This window comes from Micromonospora sp. AMSO31t, assembly GCF_008868175.1.
Taxonomy (GTDB): domain Bacteria; phylum Actinomycetota; class Actinomycetes; order Mycobacteriales; family Micromonosporaceae; genus Micromonospora.
In genome coordinates, this window is sequence record NZ_WBKT01000133.1 from 1 (window position 1) to 15890 (window position 15890).

Annotated in this window: 12 protein-coding genes and 1 pseudogene; 5 read left to right on the top strand and 8 right to left on the bottom strand. The window is 73.3% G+C overall.

The genetic code is table 11. The features are described 5' to 3' along the window. The 3 genes from F8274_RS23635 to F8274_RS23645 form a co-directional block, all read left to right on the top strand. The coding region (locus F8274_RS23635) for an oligosaccharide flippase family protein (RefSeq protein WP_151464566.1) at positions 1–853 on the top strand (853 nt) is incomplete at its 5' end. A 281-nt stretch (positions 854–1134) separates the two neighbouring features. Next, on the top strand, positions 1135–1956 hold the full coding sequence (locus F8274_RS23640) for a glycosyltransferase family 4 protein (protein ID WP_151464567.1): 822 nt from the start codon (positions 1135–1137) through the stop codon (positions 1954–1956). Positions 1957–2187: 231 nt separating this feature from the next. After that, a complete protein-coding gene (locus F8274_RS23645) occupies positions 2188–3528 on the top strand; it encodes a glycosyltransferase (RefSeq protein WP_192579953.1) in 1341 nt (446 codons plus the stop codon). Between the two features lie 60 nt (positions 3529–3588). On the opposite strand, the gene F8274_RS23650 is transcribed toward F8274_RS23645, so the two are convergent. The 3 genes from F8274_RS23650 to F8274_RS23660 form a co-directional block, all read right to left on the bottom strand. Then, positions 3589–4638: a glycosyltransferase gene (locus F8274_RS23650; protein ID WP_225853940.1), complete on the bottom strand. Its 1050-nt coding sequence runs from the start codon at positions 4636–4638 to the stop codon at positions 3589–3591. Positions 4639–4811: 173 nt separating this feature from the next. Further along, positions 4812–6005 (bottom strand): glycosyltransferase family 4 protein, encoded by a 1194-nt coding sequence (locus F8274_RS23655; protein ID WP_225853941.1) that lies wholly within the window; start codon positions 6003–6005, stop codon positions 4812–4814. A gap of 52 nt (positions 6006–6057) precedes the next feature. Beyond that, the gene (locus F8274_RS23660) at positions 6058–7191 is read right to left on the bottom strand and encodes a DegT/DnrJ/EryC1/StrS aminotransferase family protein (RefSeq protein WP_151464571.1); all 1134 of its coding nucleotides are present in this window, start codon (positions 7189–7191) and stop codon (positions 6058–6060) included. Positions 7192–7390: 199 nt separating this feature from the next. Between F8274_RS23660 and F8274_RS23665 the strand changes: the two genes are divergently transcribed. Then, the gene (locus F8274_RS23665) at positions 7391–8398 is read left to right on the top strand and encodes a DUF389 domain-containing protein (protein WP_151464572.1); all 1008 of its coding nucleotides are present in this window, start codon (positions 7391–7393) and stop codon (positions 8396–8398) included. Here F8274_RS23665 and F8274_RS23670 read toward each other — a convergent pair. Together F8274_RS23670 and F8274_RS23675 are read right to left on the bottom strand one after the other, a co-directional pair. After that, on the bottom strand, positions 8361–8795 hold the full coding sequence (locus F8274_RS23670) for a hypothetical protein (protein WP_192579954.1): 435 nt from the start codon (positions 8793–8795) through the stop codon (positions 8361–8363). The two genes, F8274_RS23665 and F8274_RS23670, sit on opposite strands and share 38 nt — an antisense overlap. 482 nt (positions 8796–9277) lie before the next feature. Further along, the gene (locus tag F8274_RS23675) at positions 9278–11704 is read right to left on the bottom strand and encodes a Tex family protein (RefSeq protein WP_151464574.1); all 2427 of its coding nucleotides are present in this window, start codon (positions 11702–11704) and stop codon (positions 9278–9280) included. 151 nt (positions 11705–11855) lie between these two features. Here F8274_RS23675 and F8274_RS23680 point away from each other — a divergent pair. Then, positions 11856–13363 (top strand): annotated as a pseudogene (locus F8274_RS23680) (deoxyguanosinetriphosphate triphosphohydrolase family protein). Between the two features lies 1 nt (position 13364). Here the strand turns inward: F8274_RS23680 and F8274_RS23685 are convergent. From F8274_RS23685 to F8274_RS23695, 3 genes are all read right to left on the bottom strand, one after another. Next, the gene (locus F8274_RS23685) at positions 13365–14009 is read right to left on the bottom strand and encodes a NeuD/PglB/VioB family sugar acetyltransferase (protein ID WP_151464575.1); all 645 of its coding nucleotides are present in this window, start codon (positions 14007–14009) and stop codon (positions 13365–13367) included. After that, a complete protein-coding gene (locus tag F8274_RS23690; RefSeq protein ID WP_151464576.1) occupies positions 14006–14719 on the bottom strand; it encodes a sugar transferase in 714 nt (237 codons plus the stop codon). The genes F8274_RS23685 and F8274_RS23690 overlap by 4 nt, the downstream gene beginning before the upstream one ends. Before the next feature lie 86 nt (positions 14720–14805). Then, positions 14806–15890: MBL fold metallo-hydrolase (locus tag F8274_RS23695; protein WP_225853942.1), on the bottom strand; the 1085-nt coding region annotated here is incomplete at its 5' end.

Genomic DNA, 15890 nt, shown 5'->3' on the forward strand with positions numbered 1-15890 from the left:
CTGGTGGGCGACTGCGCACCGGTGGCGGCAGTTCTGCCTGCTGTCGACCGTGCCGGCCGTGCTGAACACTCTCAGCGTCGCCGCGGTGTCCCCGATCGTCGCGGCCTGCTACGGCGTGACCGTGTCCGGGCTGTTCGCGTTCGCCACCCGCATCCTCACTCTGCCCACCGCCCTCGTCGGACAGGCGGTCAGCGCGGTCCTCTACCCGAAGCTCGCCCAGCTCGACCGGGACGGCGGTGACCTGCGCGACGCAGTGGACCGCACCGCGTCGGGGCTGGCGATGCTGGCGGTGCCGTGCTTCGGGTTGGTGGCGGTGGCAGGGCCGGAGCTGTTTGCGGCGGCGTTCGGGGACCGGTGGCGTCAGGCCGGAGTGCTGGCGGCGGTCCTCGCGCCGTGGCTGGCGGCGTCGTTCGTGTCCAGCCCGCTGTCCACCCTCATGACGGTGAAGAACGAGTTGCGGCGGCTGCTGTTGCTGTCGGGGGTGGAGACGGCGGTGCGGGTCGGTTCGCTGGCGGTCGGCGTGGCCGGTGGGGGTCCCACGGTCGGGGTGGCCTGCTACGCGGCGGCCGGCACGGTTATCAGTGTGTACTACGTGCGGTGGTCGCTGCACCTGGTCGGGGTGCCGCTGCGCGTGTGGCTGCGTCACCGTTGGCTGTTCCTCTCCGCCGCCGGGGTGAGCTATCCGCTGCTGCTGGCGGTTAAGGGCCACGTCTCCGGGCTGCTGTTCGCTGCCGGTGTCGTGGTGGTGACGGTGGGGATGCTCGGGTCGGCGGCCGGCTGGCTGTACCGGCAGGCTCCGGCCCGTTCTACCGGGCAGGCGACCGCCAAGCAGCCAGCCGCGGTGTCCGGATGAGCGGGAACAGACTGGAGAGGCAGCGGGTGCGCAGCAGTCAAGTGACGGCCACGGTGCGGGGCTTCGCGGTGGGACCGGCGAACTATGCCGGGCAGGCTCACCAGTGGGCGCGGGCGGTGCGGCGGGCGTTCGGTGTTCCGGCGGTTGCGTTCGCCTTTCCGGACCGGTTGCCGTTCCAGCGGGGAGGGTTTCGGTTCCCCGTCGACCGGCGGCTGCCTCACCCCCGTGTGATGCCCGAGTGGGGGCGGGTAGCGTGGACGCGTCACCGGGTCCTGCGGGGGGTGACGCACCTGGCGGTGGACGGTTTCCTGCCGGTGTACGGGCGGCCCGGCCTGGTCCACATCGACGCCGACTATGACCGTCTACGCAGCGACGGCCTGGCCGTAGCGTTGATCTCCCACGGCACCGACCTACGTGACCCCGAGGCGCACATGCGTCGGCATTCGTTCTCCTACTACGCGAGCGCCCCGCAGAGCTGGGTGGCGGCCGCCGCGGATCGGGCCCGGCAGAACCGGCAGATCGCCCGGGAGCTGGAGGCACCGCTGTTCGTGTCCACCCCCGACCTGCTACTTGACGCCGGCTGGGCGAGGTGGCTGCCGGTTTCGATCGACCCGGTGGTGTGGGCGGCAGACAGACCGGCGCTGCGGGACCGGGTGCCGACCGTGCTGCACCGGCCGAGCCGCACCTCTCCACCGATCAAGGGCACGGAGGTCATCGAGCCGGTCCTGCAGGATCTCGCACGACGCGGGCGGATCCGCTACGTGAATCCGGGGCTGGTGCCGAACGAGGCGATGCCCGCGTTGATCGCCCGGACGGATGTGGTGGTCGACCAGATCCTCACCGGCAGCTACGGGGTGGCGGCGGTGGAAGCGATGGCGGCTGGCCGGCTTGTCGTCGGCTATGTGGGTGACGAAACGACGGCGTTGATGCCGGAGCCGCCGCCGATCGTGAACGCCCCTCCGGCCGTCTTCGCGGACGTGATCGCGGGCATCGTCGACGGCCCGGAGCGGTACGCGGGATTGGCGGCGCAGGGGCCGGGATTTGTCTGCCGGTGGCATGACGGAACGGCCGCTGCGGAGGCGCTGAGACCGTTCCTGAATTGAGTCCGTTGTCGCCGAATCAATGTGGCTGGAGGGGTGGTCGCTCTGGCTGGTGGCCCGCCGGCTCGGCGCCGCAGCTCGTGTCGCGGGGCTAAAGGCTCACGGCGGCCATACTTCCTGCCTTCCGCGGCTGCCATGTCTCCCGCGGGCATCCCTCGTTGATCGGATGGGGAGGCGAGGAGAGGAGTGCGCGTCAATGCAGGGCGTTCGCCGCTGGTGGCCAGGAGGCCAGCCGTGACCGACAGTCCACGGAATCCCGGGACACCGCTGCGGCTGCTCGTCATCTCCTACCACTTCCCGCCCGCCGAGACGATCGGGGCCCGCCGACCGGCGGCGCTCGCCGCCCTGGCGCTGCGGCAGGGGTGGGACGTCCGCGTGCTGACCGCCATCGGTGCGGACCAGGGCGGCGAGCCGACTCCGCTGCCCGAGGAGCGTGTGATCCGGGTCGCCCCGTCGCCGAAGCTTCCCCGGTTCAACCGGCCTGTGGTCGTGCCGGGTGCCGGCCAACCGACTCGGTCAAGGCGGAGGATCGCCGCGGTCCGCAGTGGCATGAAGCGCTGGCTCGTCAAGGCCGGAATGGAACTGCTGCTGCCCGACCCACAGCTCAACTGGATCCGGCCGGCAGTCCGGGGCTTTGAGCGCGCTGCGAGCGACTGGCGGCCGGACGTCATTCTGGTGTCCGGTCCGCCCTTCTCCGGTTTCGCGGTGGCGGCGTCACTCGCACGCCGGCTCCGGGTGCCCTGGGTCGCCGACTACCGGGACCTCTGGTCGGTGGGTAACGAGTACTGGGTACGGTCGGTGCCGCGGCTGGCGGTCGACCGGAGGCTGGAACGTCGGGTGCTCCGGTCGGTCGCGACCTGCGTGACCGTCTCCGAGCCACTGGCCGAGACCCTGCGTCGAACGTTCGGGGTCGACACCCACGTGATCATGAACGGCATCGACGGCAGACCGCTACCGGCACCCATGGTGCCTAACGGCCCCGGGCCAGGCGGCCACGGCCTGTCCGCGACCACGCTGACCCTGGCCCACACCGGAAACGTCTACCCGGGGAAGCGGGACCCCCGCCCGCTGCTCGACGCGATCGCTCTGCTCGGCCCGGACGCGGCCCGCGTCCACGTGGTCTTCGCCGGGGAGGACAACGGGGTCGTCCGCGCAGCCGTCGAGCGTGCCGGGGTGGCGGATTCGGTCAGCGTGCTGGGATCGGTACCTCCGGAGAAGTCCTGGCGGATCCAGGCGGACGCGGACGCGCTCGTCCTGTTGATGTGGAACGACCCCCGGGATGCCGGCACGATGACCGGCAAGATATTCGACTACCTGTACGCCCGCCGCCCGATCCTCCTGCTCGGGTACGAGGGCGGCGTGGCGGCGAAGCTGCTGCGGGAACGCGGCGCCGGTGTCACCCACAACGACCCGCACTCCATTGCCAGGCAGTTGCGGGAGTGGCTCGCCGTGAAGGAGCAGGTCGGCTGGCTCCCCGCTGTCCCGGCCGCCGCCCTGGAGGGCTTGTTTCGGGAGGACCAGCTCGGCCGCTATCTAGAGATCCTCCGCGAGGTCGCCGGACGCCAGCAGGGGTAGCCCGACGTCTCCGAAGGCGCCCCCGCCAGCCGGCGCGGGGCGCCTTCGCTTGTGGGCCGGTCAGCGGGAGGGCAGCCCAGGGACTGGTGTGACGCGACGCGTCCGCCGCCGCTCGGTGGCTTCGGCAACCGCCCGGTAGTACTCGGCACGCCGTGCGTCGAGGGTCTCGGCGGAAAAGTCGCGAGCCCGCGCGAGGTTGCGAGCCGAGGCGGCGGCCAGCGCGTCGGGGTCGGTCAGGACGCCCGTGATGGCGGCGGCCAGAGCGGCGGGGTCGTTGGGTGGGACGAGGTGCTCCCGCGCAAGGAGTTCCGGAATGCCACCTGCGGTGGAGCCGACCGCCGGGAGCGCCCGAGCCATCGCCTCGATGAGCGCTCGCGGCAATCCCTCTGTGCGCGAGGGCATCACGAAGAGGTCCCCCGCGTCCAGTTGGTGACGGACCGCCTCGACGGTGGGCAGCGGTCCGGTGAACGTCACCCGGTGCGCGACACCCAGCCGGGCGGCGAGCTGTTCCAGGTGGGAACGGTAGGCACCCACTCCCACGTGCACCAGCCGCGTGTGGAGCCCGGCGGCGGGGATCAGCGCGAGTGCCTCGATGAGAGTGTCGATGCCCTTGTAGAGCTGTTCCAGGGAACCGACCGAGACCAGGGTTACGTCCCGCAGCGGCGGCCGGACCGGGCGGGCCTGCGCCACGAACGCTGCGGGCGGCAGGTCGACGCTGGAGATGGCCGCTGTGGGCGTCGCCGCCAGGGCCGGGTACCTGCTTTGCAGGCGCCGCTCCGTCTCGTACGCCACCGCGGCGGCGGTTCGGCACTGCCGGCGGAGCCGCCGGGTCGACGCGACCTGCAGCAGCGGCCGCAGCGGGTGCCGGACCACGCCGGGAGCGAGCACGTCATACGGGTCGCCGATCACCTCCAGGGCGTACGGCAGGCGGGCGCGGTCCCGTGCCGCCGCCAGCAGGGAGCCGATCGGGGAGGGCACCCGGAGGATCACGCCGTCCCGCCGGTCCGCCGCGGCGGTCACCGACCGGGCGACGGCCCACCGCCGTTGCAGGTACCCGCGGAAGCCGAGGTAGTACGGCAGCGGCCAGACCTCGACCCCGTCTCCGTCCACACGGGCGGCCGCATCCGGTACCTCGGTAACATCGCGAACCCGGGCGGCGATCCGTACCTGATCGAAAGCCACTAGGTAGCGGCGCCAGACCGGGTTGGCCGGCCCGGCCTCGACCCACACCCGACCGTCCGGCGTGCGACTGAATCGGGACTCCGACGTCACTACGACCCGCATCAGGGCCTCCCGGCGATGGTCCGGCACGCGGCCTCCACGATGTCGGCGACCCCGACCGCCGTCGTCCGGTTGTCGAAGTGCCGGATGGCGAACCGCTGTGCCCGTTCACCGCGCGCCCGGAGTTCGCCGTCGACGAACTCGCGGTACGCGCCCCGCAACGCAGCACCCAGCGCCGTCGGGTCCCCCCGCGGCACCACCCAGCCGGTCGTCTCGTCCACCGTCTCGGGCAACCCACCGGCGTCGCTGACGATGCACGGCACCCCCGACGCGCTGGCCTCGCAGGCGGCGCCGTGCCCCTCAGAGAGCGACGGGCTGACGCTGACATCGGCCGCCCGATAGCAGTCGCGGACGTCCGCCACCGAGGTCAGCCAGGAAACGCTGTCGTCCCGGTCCAGGTGGAACTGCCGAACCAGTTCCTGCCGGTGGGCCTCACCGGCAGGCGAGAAGCCGGCGCCCACGAGCAGCAGCCGGGAGCGCGGGTGCAGCTCGTGGAACGCCTGCCACGCCGTCAGCAGCACGTCGTGGCCCTTGATGCCGCGCCCCTGGAAGACCATCTTCCGAGGTGGATAGACGTACGCAACCATGATGACGACGAACGCGTCCTCCTCGATGCCGAGTTCCGCGCGGGCCTTGGCCCGGGTTTCCTCCCGGCCGGCCGGGCCCTCCAGGGCGGCGAAGTGAGGGGTCCGTGCCCCGTAGGACTTCACCGGCCGCCGATCCGCCGGGCACCCGAGCGCCCCGTAAAGCCGGGAGGTGTAGCCGGTGCCGCAGATGGTCACGCTGTCCAGCCGCCACAGAAGGCGTTCCGCCGCCCGGATCAGCGGGGACTCCAGGTAGAGCGGTCCGGCCACCATGTGCACCCGCCGCAACGGCAGGCCGACGGTGGCGAAGCGCGCGGCGAGCGCGGACGCGTACAGGTGGTAGTTCAGCACGTCGAGGCGAAGCCGACGAGCGAGCTGCCGGAGCCGCCACAGTCCGCGCACGGTCGCGATCGCGGGCCGGAAGCGGAAGTCGAACGGTGACTCGTGCACCTCGACGCCACTCCGCCGCAGCTCCTCCGTCAGCCGGCCCGCGCCGGGCGGGAGGATCACCATCACCTCGTGCCCGCGACGGCGGAGTTCCTCCACCTGGGGGATGATCCAGAGCCCGCCCTGGTTGGTCTTCAACAGGACGGCGATTCGCAGTGGTCGCACGCCTACCTCCTCGTCGTCCAGGTCGGGAACGCCCCGCCGGCGGCGGTGCCCGTCATCGCCGGCGGTCCAGGAACTCCTTGATGGCGCCGACGACCCGCGCCATCCGGCGGTCGTCCAGGACGGAACCGCTGGGCAGCGTGAGGCCCTGCGCGAACAGGTTCTCCGCCGCCCCGGTGATCACCGCCCGGCAACCCGCGAAGACTGGCTGCAGGTGCATGGGCTTCCACACCGGCCGGGTCTCGATGTCCTGCGCGCCGAGGTGTGTGCCGAGCTCCGCCGCCCGCCACCCCGACCGCTCCGGGTCGACCACGATGCTGGTCAGCCAGCAGTTCGAGCCCTCGTCGCCGTCCGCCAGCAGGCGTACGCCCGGGACGGTGGAGAAGAGCTTGGCGTACCGCTCGCGGATCAGTCGCCGGCGGCGCATCATGCCGTCCAGCCGGCGCAGTTGCGCCCGTCCGAGTGCGGCGAGCAGGTTGCTCAGCCGGTAGTTGTAACCGACGTCCGCGTGCTCGTAGTGGGGCACGGGTTCCCGCGCCTGGGTGGCCAGGTGCCGGCAGCGGGCGAGCAGCGCGGCGTCGTCGGTGACCAGCATGCCGCCACCGGAGGTCGTGATGATCTTGTTGCCGTTGAACGAGAGGGCGGCGAGCCGACCGAACGAGGCGGCCGGGCGCCCGTGGTGCGTCGCACCCAGAGCCTGCGCCGCGTCCTCCACGACCGGCACCCCGGCGGCGGCACAGACCGGCAGGATGTCGTCGTACTCGGCGCAGCTCCCGAACATGTCCGCCACGAGCACCGCGGCGACCTTCTCGCCCGCCCGGCTCAGCCGGTGCAGCATCTCCTCCAGCGCAGCGACGTCGATGTTGCCGTTCGCCCGGTCGCAGTCAACGAAGACGGGCTCGGCGCCGGTGTAGACCGCGGCGTTGGCGGTGGCGACGAAGGTCATCGTCGGCGCCACCACCACGGTGCCCGGTCCCGCCCCGAGGGACAGGAGCGCTAGGTGGAGGGCGGACGTGCCGGAGTTGACCGCCAGGGCGTGCGCGGCCCCGATCCTTTCGGCGATCTCCCGCTCGAACGCCTCGACCTCGGGGCCGAGGGGGGCGACCCAGCCGGAGCGGAGCGCCTGGAGGACGTACGACTCCTCCAGAGGCCCGACGTCGGGCGGCGACAGGTAGATACGGCCGCTCATCGGGCCTCCGACCGGGACGGTGGGTAACGGTGATCGCTGCGACTGGTCACGGCCGGTAAAACGGACAGCAACGCACTTAGGTAATGCCGTGCCCTGGCTCTCGTCCCAAAACCACCTGATCCGGCCCAACTCACGGCGGGACGAGTAGAGTGCGGCGGCCGGCGGTGCTGGGCCGCCGCGAGCGCAGGGGAGGTGGCCGGTGCTGCACCTGAGGGTGATCTCGCCCCCGGACAGGTCGGGTGCCGTCGCGGATCTGCTGGCGGCCGATCCCGGCGTCACCCACCTCGTCGTGCTCCCCGGGGTCGCCCGCCAGCCGGCCGGTGACTACATCACCTGCGACGTGGTCCGGGAGAGCGCCGACGGCGTGCTGCGCAGGCTGCAGGAGTTGGGCGTCGAGGCGCACGGGGCGATCGCGGCCGACGACGTCGAGCTGACCCTGTCAGCGGCGGCCGACCAGGCTGCGGCCGACGCCCCCGGGCACGGCGAGGACGCCGTGGTGTGGGACGAGATCGCCGCGAAGACCGGTGAGCAGACCGTGCTCACCGGCACCTTCCTGGCGCTGATCACCGTCGCCACCATGATTGCCGGCATCGGCGTGCTGCTCGACCAGCCCATCCTGATCGTCGGCGCGATGGTGGTCGGCCCGGAGTTCGGCCCGCTCGCCGCGCTCTGCGTGGCCCTGCTGCGCCGGCAGCCGGACGTCATCGGCCGGTCCGTGCAGGCCCTGGTGGTCGGCTTCCTCGCCGCCATGCTGGTCACCGTGCTGAGCACCTGGGCGCTCACCGGCGCCGGGCTGGTCAGCCGGGACCTGCTGCTGGCCGACCGGCCGCTGACCGACTTCATCTGGCGCCCGGACGCGCTCTCCTGGGTGGTCGGCGTGCTCGCCGGGATCGCCGGCATGCTCTCGCTGACGGCGAAGAAGTCCGGCTCGCTGGTCGGCGTGCTGATCTCGGTGACCACCGTGCCGGCGGCGGCGAACGTGGCGGTCGCCGCGGCCTACGGAGTCTGGACCGAGGCGGCCGGCTCCGCCCTCCAGCTCGTGATCAACCTGGCGGCCATCGTGCTGGCCGGCCTGCTCACCCTGGTCGTGCAGCGGTCCTGGTGGCGGCGGGTGGAGCGGCGGTCCGCGCGGGGCGTGCCGCGGCAGCAGGCCGACCGGCCCGCGGGGTTCAGCGCGAGTCGTCGCCCGCCTCGAGACGCAGGCTGAGCAGCGTCGCCAGGGGCACCGACTCGCCGTCCCGGCCGCCCCGCCCGACCACCAGTGGCGGCGGGGCGGGCTCGGGGTCGGCCCCGAACAGCCGCGAGCGCAGGCTCGGCGGCACGGCCAGCAGGTAGAAGCGGCCCTCGGTGTCCACCGCCCGGCTGCGCGCCCGGTCCACGTACCAGCCGGTGAGCCGGGTCCGGTAGCGGCCTCGCCCGTCGTAGCCGGCCGCGGTCAGCCGCTCGGTGCGTAGCCCGCGGCGCAGCGCCTCGGCGGCGAACCGGGCCACCAGCTCCGCGGCCTCCGCCTGCTCGGCGGCGCGCTGCCGGGCGTCGGCCGCCGCGTGGGCCCGCACCGCGCGGCGCTGCCGCTCCCGCCACTTTAGGCCGTCGTCCCCACCCACGCCCGCGAGGGTACGCGCCCCGCCCCGCACCGCAATGTCCACGTTTCCGGGGGCCATCTCCCGGTCACGCTGTCGAGCTGAGTCGTCGCTGCTGTCTGCGCACAGCCTGCCCCCCCCGTGCTGTGCGGGCAGTGACCTTTGCCTGCTGTCGGCGCAGGCGACCTCCTGCTGTAGGCGCAGCGAGCCCTCGTGATGTCAGCCGGGCGAGTCGTTCGTGAGGTCAGCTCGACAGCACCCCCGACACCTCAGGCGAGGTCGGAGCGTCCGCCGTCGCCCTAGCAGCGGGGGCGAACCAGCGCCCCAGCCTCGGTGCGGGCACCAGCACGACGGGCGGCCTCTCCGGATCTTGAACAGTTGCCGTTCGCCGCGAACGGCAACTGTCCAAGATTGGAAAGGCGGGCCACCGCTCCCGGATCAGCCTCGAGGCGGGTCCGCTGCCGAGCCGAGTCATTCGCGACGGCAGCTCGACAGCGCCGTAGACCTCAGGCAAGGCCGGCGCGGCGCAGCGCGTCCGCCATGGCACTGTTCTCCGGCGCCGGAGCCCCTCCGCCGCGCCCCGGTCGCTGCTGCGGCCCGCCACGCGAGCCGCCCCGGTCACCGCGCGAACCGCCGCCGCCCTGGCCGCCGCCACCCTGGCCGTCGCCGCGCTGACCGCCGCCCTGGCCACTACCCTGGCCGCCGGGGTCTCGGCGCGCGTCGCCGCCCTGCGGGCGTCCGGCCGGGGTCTCATCCTCTAGGCGCAGGGTCAGCGAGATCCGCTTGCGGGGTACGTCGACGTCGAGCACCCGCACCCGGACCACGTCGCCGGACTTCACCACGTCGCGCGGGTCCTTGACGAAGGTGTGCGACAGTGCCGAGACGTGGACGAGGCCGTCCTGGTGCACCCCGACGTCGACGAACGCGCCGAACGCGGCCACGTTGGTGACGACGCCCTCCAGCACCATCCCCGGCGTGAGGTCGTTGATCTTCTCCACGCCCTCCGCGAAGGTGGCCGTCCGGAATTCCGGGCGCGGGTCGCGGCCGGGCTTCTCCAGCTCGGCGAGGATGTCGGTGACGGTGGGCAGGCCGAAGGTGTCGTCGACGAACTCGGTCGCCCGCAGCCCGCGCAGGATGGCCGACTTGCCGATCAGCGCGCGCAGGTCCTGGCCGGTGTGGGCGAGGATCCGGCGCACCACCGGGTACGCCTCAGGGTGCACGCTGGAGGAGTCGAGCGGGTCGTCGCCGCCCGGGATGCGCAGGAAGCCGGCGCACTGCTCGAACGCCTTCGGCCCGAGCCGGGGCACCTTCCTCAGCTCGGCTCGGGTGCGGAACGGCCCGTTGGCGTCCCGGTGCAGCACGATGTTCTCAGCCAGCCCGGCGCCGATGCCGGAGACCCGGGTGAGCAGCGGGGCGGAGGCCGTGTTGACGTCGACGCCGACGGCGTTGACGCAGTCCTCGACGACCGCGTCGAGGGAGCGGGACAGCTTCACCTCGGACAGGTCGTGCTGGTACTGCCCCACGCCGATCGAGCGCGGGTCGATCTTGACGAGCTCGGCGAGGGGGTCCTGGAGGCGGCGGGCGATGGAGACCGCACCGCGCAGCGAGACGTCGAGACCCGGCAGCTCCTGCGAGGCGTACGCGGAGGCGGAGTAGACCGACGCGCCCGCCTCGGAGACCACCACCTTGGTCAGCCTCAGCTCCGGGTGCCGCTTGATCAGGTCACCGGCGAGCTTGTCGGTCTCCCGGCTGGCGGTGCCGTTGCCGATTGCGACCAGCTCGACGCCGTGCGCCGCGGCCAGGGTCGCCAGCGTGTGCAGGGAGGCGTCCCACTGCCGGCGCGGCTCGTGGGGATAGATGGTGTCGGTGGCGACCACCTTGCCGGTGGCGTCGACCACGGCCACCTTCACGCCGGTCCGCAGGCCCGGGTCGAGGCCCATGGTCGGGCGGGCGCCGGCCGGCGCGGCCAGCAGCAGGTCGCGCAGGTTGGTGGCGAAGACCCGGACCGCCTCCTCCTCGGCCGCCTGCCAGAGCCGCAGCCGCAGGTCGGCGCCGAGGTGGATGAGGATCCGGGTACGCCAGGCCCAGCGCACCGTGTCGGTGAGCCACCGGTCGGCGGGCCGCCCATGGTCGCTGACCCCGAACCGGCCGGCGATGGCCGCCTCGTACCGGGTGGGGCCGGTGATTACGGCGTCGCAGTCGCCGTCGGCCTCCGGGTCCATGGTCAGGTCGAGCACGCCCTCCTTCTCACCCCGGAACATGGCGAGGATCCGGTGCGAGGGAAGCTTCGGGTACGGCTCGGCGAAGTCGAAGTAGTCGGCGAACTTGGCGCCGGCCGATTCCTGGCCCTCGCGTACCCGGGAGACCAGCCGGCCCCGCGACCACATCTGCTCCCGCAGCATGCCGATGAGGTCGGCGTCCTCGGCGAACCGTTCGATGAGGATGGCCCGCGCGCCGTCGAGCGCGGCGGCCGTGTCGGCCACCCCCCGCTCCGCGTCGACGAAGTCGGCGGCCGTGGCGCGGGGGTCCCGCGTCGGGTCGGCCAGTAGCGTGTCGGCGAGGGGCTCCAGCCCGGCCTCGCGGGCGATCTGCGCCCGGGTCCGCCGCTTCGGCTTGTAGGGCAGGTAGATGTCCTCCAGCCGGGACTTCGAGTCGGCCGCCATGATCTGCGCTTCCAGGGCCTCGTCCAGCTTGCCCTGCCCGCGGATGGACTCCAGCACCGCGGCGCGCCGCTCGTCCAGCTCCCGCAGGTAGCGCAGCCGCTCCTCCAGGGTGCGCAGTTGCGCGTCGTCGAGCAGGCCGGTGGCCTCCTTGCGGTAGCGGGCGATGAACGGCACGGTGGCGCCGCCGTCGAGCAGCTCCACGGCCGCCCGCACCTGACGTTCGGCGACGCCGAGCTCCTCGGCGATTCGCTGGTGCACAGACTGGGTCACGATCTGATCCGCCTTCTCGGGTGGGTTCGGCAGCCATTGTGCCGGTCGTGTCCCGGCGGGCCGCGCCGCACCCGCCGGCCCATCCGGCACACAGGCCCATGAGCGGGCAGGCGCATCGCGACCTGCGGCACCCTGCGCTAGCGTGGCGATCATGGAACAAGCTGCGGATCCGCGCGCCCGGCGGCTCTTCGGCGGTAGCGCCCGGGCGCTCGGCGACCTGGCGGCCAGCCCGTTCCGGGCGGACCGGGACCGGATCGTCGGGTCACCGTTCTTCGCCCGGCTGAACGGGGTGACCCAGGTGATCAGCCCGGGCGGGTCGGGGCTGCTCGTGCACAATCGGCTCACCCACAGCCTCAAGGTGGCGCAGGTGGCCCGGGCGGTCGCCGAGCGGCTGACCGCCCACCCGGCGCACCGCGACGTGCTGGAGAAGCTGGGCGGCTGCGACCCGGACGTGGTAGAGGCGGCCGCGCTCGGCCACGACCTCGGGCACCCGCCGTTCGGGCACCTGGGGGAGCGGGTGCTGGACCGGCCCGGCAGCGGCTCGGGCTGGCCGACGGCTTCGAGGGCAACGCCCAGTCGTACCGGATCGTCACGAGCACCGAGATCCGCGGCGCGGCGACCACCGGCCTGGACCTGACGGCCGCGGTCCGCGCGGCGATGCTGAAGTACCCGTGGACCCGGCTCGACCACCCCGACCCGCACCCGCGGCACCTGGACCCGGCCCCGCGCGGCGCGGCCGCCCCGCCCGACGACCCGGAGAGCGGGTCGGCGAAGTTCGGCGCGTACCGGACCGAGGTGGACGACCTGCGGCAGGCCCGGGAGCCGTTCGCCGGCCGCATCCCCGACTGGCAGCAGACGCCCGAGGCGTCGATCATGGACACGGCCGACGACATCGCGTACGCCATTCACGACGTGGAGGACTTCTACCGGGTCGGGGTGCTCCAGCAGGGCGCGGTGGCGGCCGAGCTGTCGGCCTGGCAGCGCGAGTGCGGGCACTTCCGGGCGATCACCTCCTCGGCGCTGGCGGCGGCCGGCCGGCGGCCCGGTGCGGCCATCGAGCGGCTGCGCCGCCAGTTGCACCGCAAGGACGCCTGGGTCGCCGACGACGAGGCGTTCGCCGCCGCGGTGGAGCACGTCCGCGAGGAGCTGGTGGAGGGCCTGCTGGCGTTGCCCTTCGACGGCTCGATCGAGGCCGAGCAGTACGTGGCCCGGTTCTCCGCCCGCTGGTCCACCCGGTTCGTCGAGGCCATCACGGTGACCCCGGAGCCGGATGTCCGCTCCGGGCACGTGCTGCTGGCCAAGCCGCAGTGGCACGAGGTGCAGGTGCTCAAGTTCGTGCACCACCGGTTCGTGCTGGCCCGGCCGGACCTGGCCCTGCACCAGCGGGGCCAGGCGCGGCTGCTCGGCACGCTGGTGGAGGCCCTGTGGGAGTGGCTGCTCGACCCGGAGGAGGAGTCCCGGCTGCCCCGCCGGCTGCACGACCTGGTCGAGCTGGCCGAGGCGGAGCTGCACCCGCGGACGCCGGACCGGATCGGCCGGGCCCGGGGGCGGGCCATCGTCGACTTCGTCGCGCAGCTCACCGACGGGCAGGCGGTGGCCATGCTGGACGCGCTCTCCGGCCGCTCCGGCGCCCTCTGGACGGACGCCTTCGTGCTCTGAGTCAGCGGGCCGGCACGCCCTTGACCACGGTGGCGGGTGGCACGTCCCGCACCACGCAGGCGCCCGCGCCGACCGTCGCACCGGCTCCGACGCGCAGCCCGGGCAGGACCACTGCTCCCGCACCGACCAGCGCGGCGGTGTCCAGGCGGCAGTCGCCGGAGACGGCGGCGAGCGGGTGCAGCGAGACGTAGTCGCCGACCACGCAGTCGTGCGCCAGGGTGGCGTTCTGGTTCACGTGCAGGTGCCGGCCGACGACGACGTTGGTGGTGATCCGGCCGCCGGCGAACACCACGAGACCCTCGGCCGCGACCAGGTCGGCCCCGACGGTGGCGTCCGGGTGGACCAGGCTGGCGGTGGGCCGGCCGACCGCGTCGACCCGCGCGCCGACCGTCCGGCGGACCCGCGGGTCGCCCAGGCCGAGCACCACGTGGGTCTGCGGGGGCAGCTGGCCGAGCGCCGCCAGGGTCCCGAGGTACGGCGTGCCGCCCGCCTCGGCCAGCTTGCGGTTGCGCTCCGACGGGTTGTCGTCGACGTAGCCCACGAGCCGCCAGGGCGGCCGGGCGGCGCTGTCGTTGACCGCCGCCACGAGTTGGGCGATCTCCCGGCCGTGGCCTCCGCAGCCGACGACGACGAGGTCGAGGCTCACCGGGACCCGCTCCCTGCCGTCGCCGGGACCGGCTGCTCCGCGGTGAGGCCGCGGAACTCGTGGGCGGTGACGCTGCCGGGTGCGCTGATTCCCTGCCGGCGCAGGACGGCCACCGCGGTGCGGGCCAGGATGTGCAGGTCGAGCAGGAGGCCGTGCTGGTCGACGTACTGGACGTCGTAGGCGAACTTCTCGTCCCAGCCGAGTTCGTTGCGCCCGTTGACCTGGGCGAGCCCGGTGAGCCCGGGCCGGACCTCGTGCCGGCGGAACTGCTCCGGGGTGTAGCGGAAGCGGTAGCTGGTCGGCAGCGGACGCGGCCCGACCAGGCTCATGTCGCCCCGGACGATGTTCCACAGGCTCGGCAGCTCGTCCAGGCTGGTGTCCCGCAGCCAGCGGCCCAGCGGGGTCAGCCGCATGGCGTCGTCGGCGGTGGAGAACCGGTCGGCGCCGGCTGCCATCGACCGGAACTTGAGGATGGTGAACTCCCGGCCGTGCCGCCCGATCCGCGCCTGCCGGAACAGCACCGGCCGGCCCATGGTGAGCAGCACCGCGACCGCCACCGCGGCCAGCACCGGCGCCGCCACCAGGAGCGCGACCAGGGCCACGGTGAGGTCCACGGCCCGCTTCACGGCCGCGCCGAAGGCGCCGCCGGGCGGCCGGGGACGGGAGAGTGTCTCGGGATCTTCGACGCCTGGGGAGAGGCGGACCTGCATGTTTGTCCTCCGGCCGCTGATCGTCAGCGGACAGAGTAATCACATATAGCCAACAGAAGGCGGCTTATCCGATTTTCCGGCGTGGCTCAGGCGACCGCCTGCCACCAGCCGTCCACCGCCGGCGGCTCGTCCACCACGACCCGCTCGCCGGGGCGCGGCACGGCGAGCCGGACGTCCCGGGCCTTCGCCTCGGCCCAGAGCCGGTCGACCGGCTCGGACCAGTCGTGCAGAGCCAGGTTGAAGGTGGCCCAGTGCACCGGGACGAGCAGCCCGCCGCGGAGGTCGAGGTGGGCCGCGACTGCCTCCTCGGGGAACATGTGGATGCTCGGCCAGGCCCGGTCGTACGCGCCGATCTGCATGAGCGTGACGTCGAACGGGCCGTGCTCGGCGCCGATCTCGGGGTAGCCGTCGAAGTAGCCGGAGTCGCCGGTGTAGAAGAGCTTCCGCTGCGCCCCGGCCACCACCCAGGAACTCCAGAGGGTGCCGTCGCGGCGCAGGCCCCGCCCGGAGAAGTGCTGGGCGGCGGTGGCCGTGAGGGTCAGCGGGCCGACCCGGTGGCTCTCCGACCAGTCCAGCTCGACGATCCGGTCCTCCGGCACGCCCCACCGGTCCAGGTGGGCGCCGACGCCGAGCGGCACGAGGAACGGCGCGGACTGGTGTTCGAGCAGCCCGCGGACGGTGGCCATGTCGAGGTGGTCGTAGTGGTCGTGCGAGATGAGGATGGCGTCGAGCCGGGGCAGCTCGTCGAGGCGGACCGGCGGCTCGTGGATGCGGCGCGGGCCGACGAGCGCCGACGGGGAGCAGCGGTCGCTCCAGACCGGGTCGAGCAGCACCCGGTGCCCCTCGATCTCGACAAGCGTGGAGGCGTGCCCGTACCAGACGACGCTCAGCTCGCGGGCCGGGTCGGCCGGCGCCGGATCGGCCGGGCGCAGCAGCGGCACGGCGCTGTCCGGCCGCCGCTTCTGCTTGCCGAAGATCAGCTCCTTGACCAGGTTGCGGCCGGGGTCGGCGACCATCGTGCTGCGGGTGCCCGACGGGTTGTGGAAGGTGCCGTCCCGGAAGCGCGGCGAGCGGGCCGCCCGTTCCGCGCGGGCGCCGGAGAGCCGGCCGCCGAGCTGGGCGGGCACGTCGCGTGCCGCCCAGGCCAGCCCGGCCACCGCGGCCAGCCCCG

Excerpts from the sequence above, each read along its gene's own strand:
- F8274_RS23660 (WP_151464571.1), bottom strand. The coding sequence starts at position 7,191 with ATGAGCGGCCGTATCTACCTGTCGCCGCCCGACGTCGGGCCTCTGGAG.
- F8274_RS23690 (WP_151464576.1), bottom strand. The coding sequence starts at position 14,719 with ATGCAGGTCCGCCTCTCCCCAGGCGTCGAAGATCCCGAGACACTCTCC.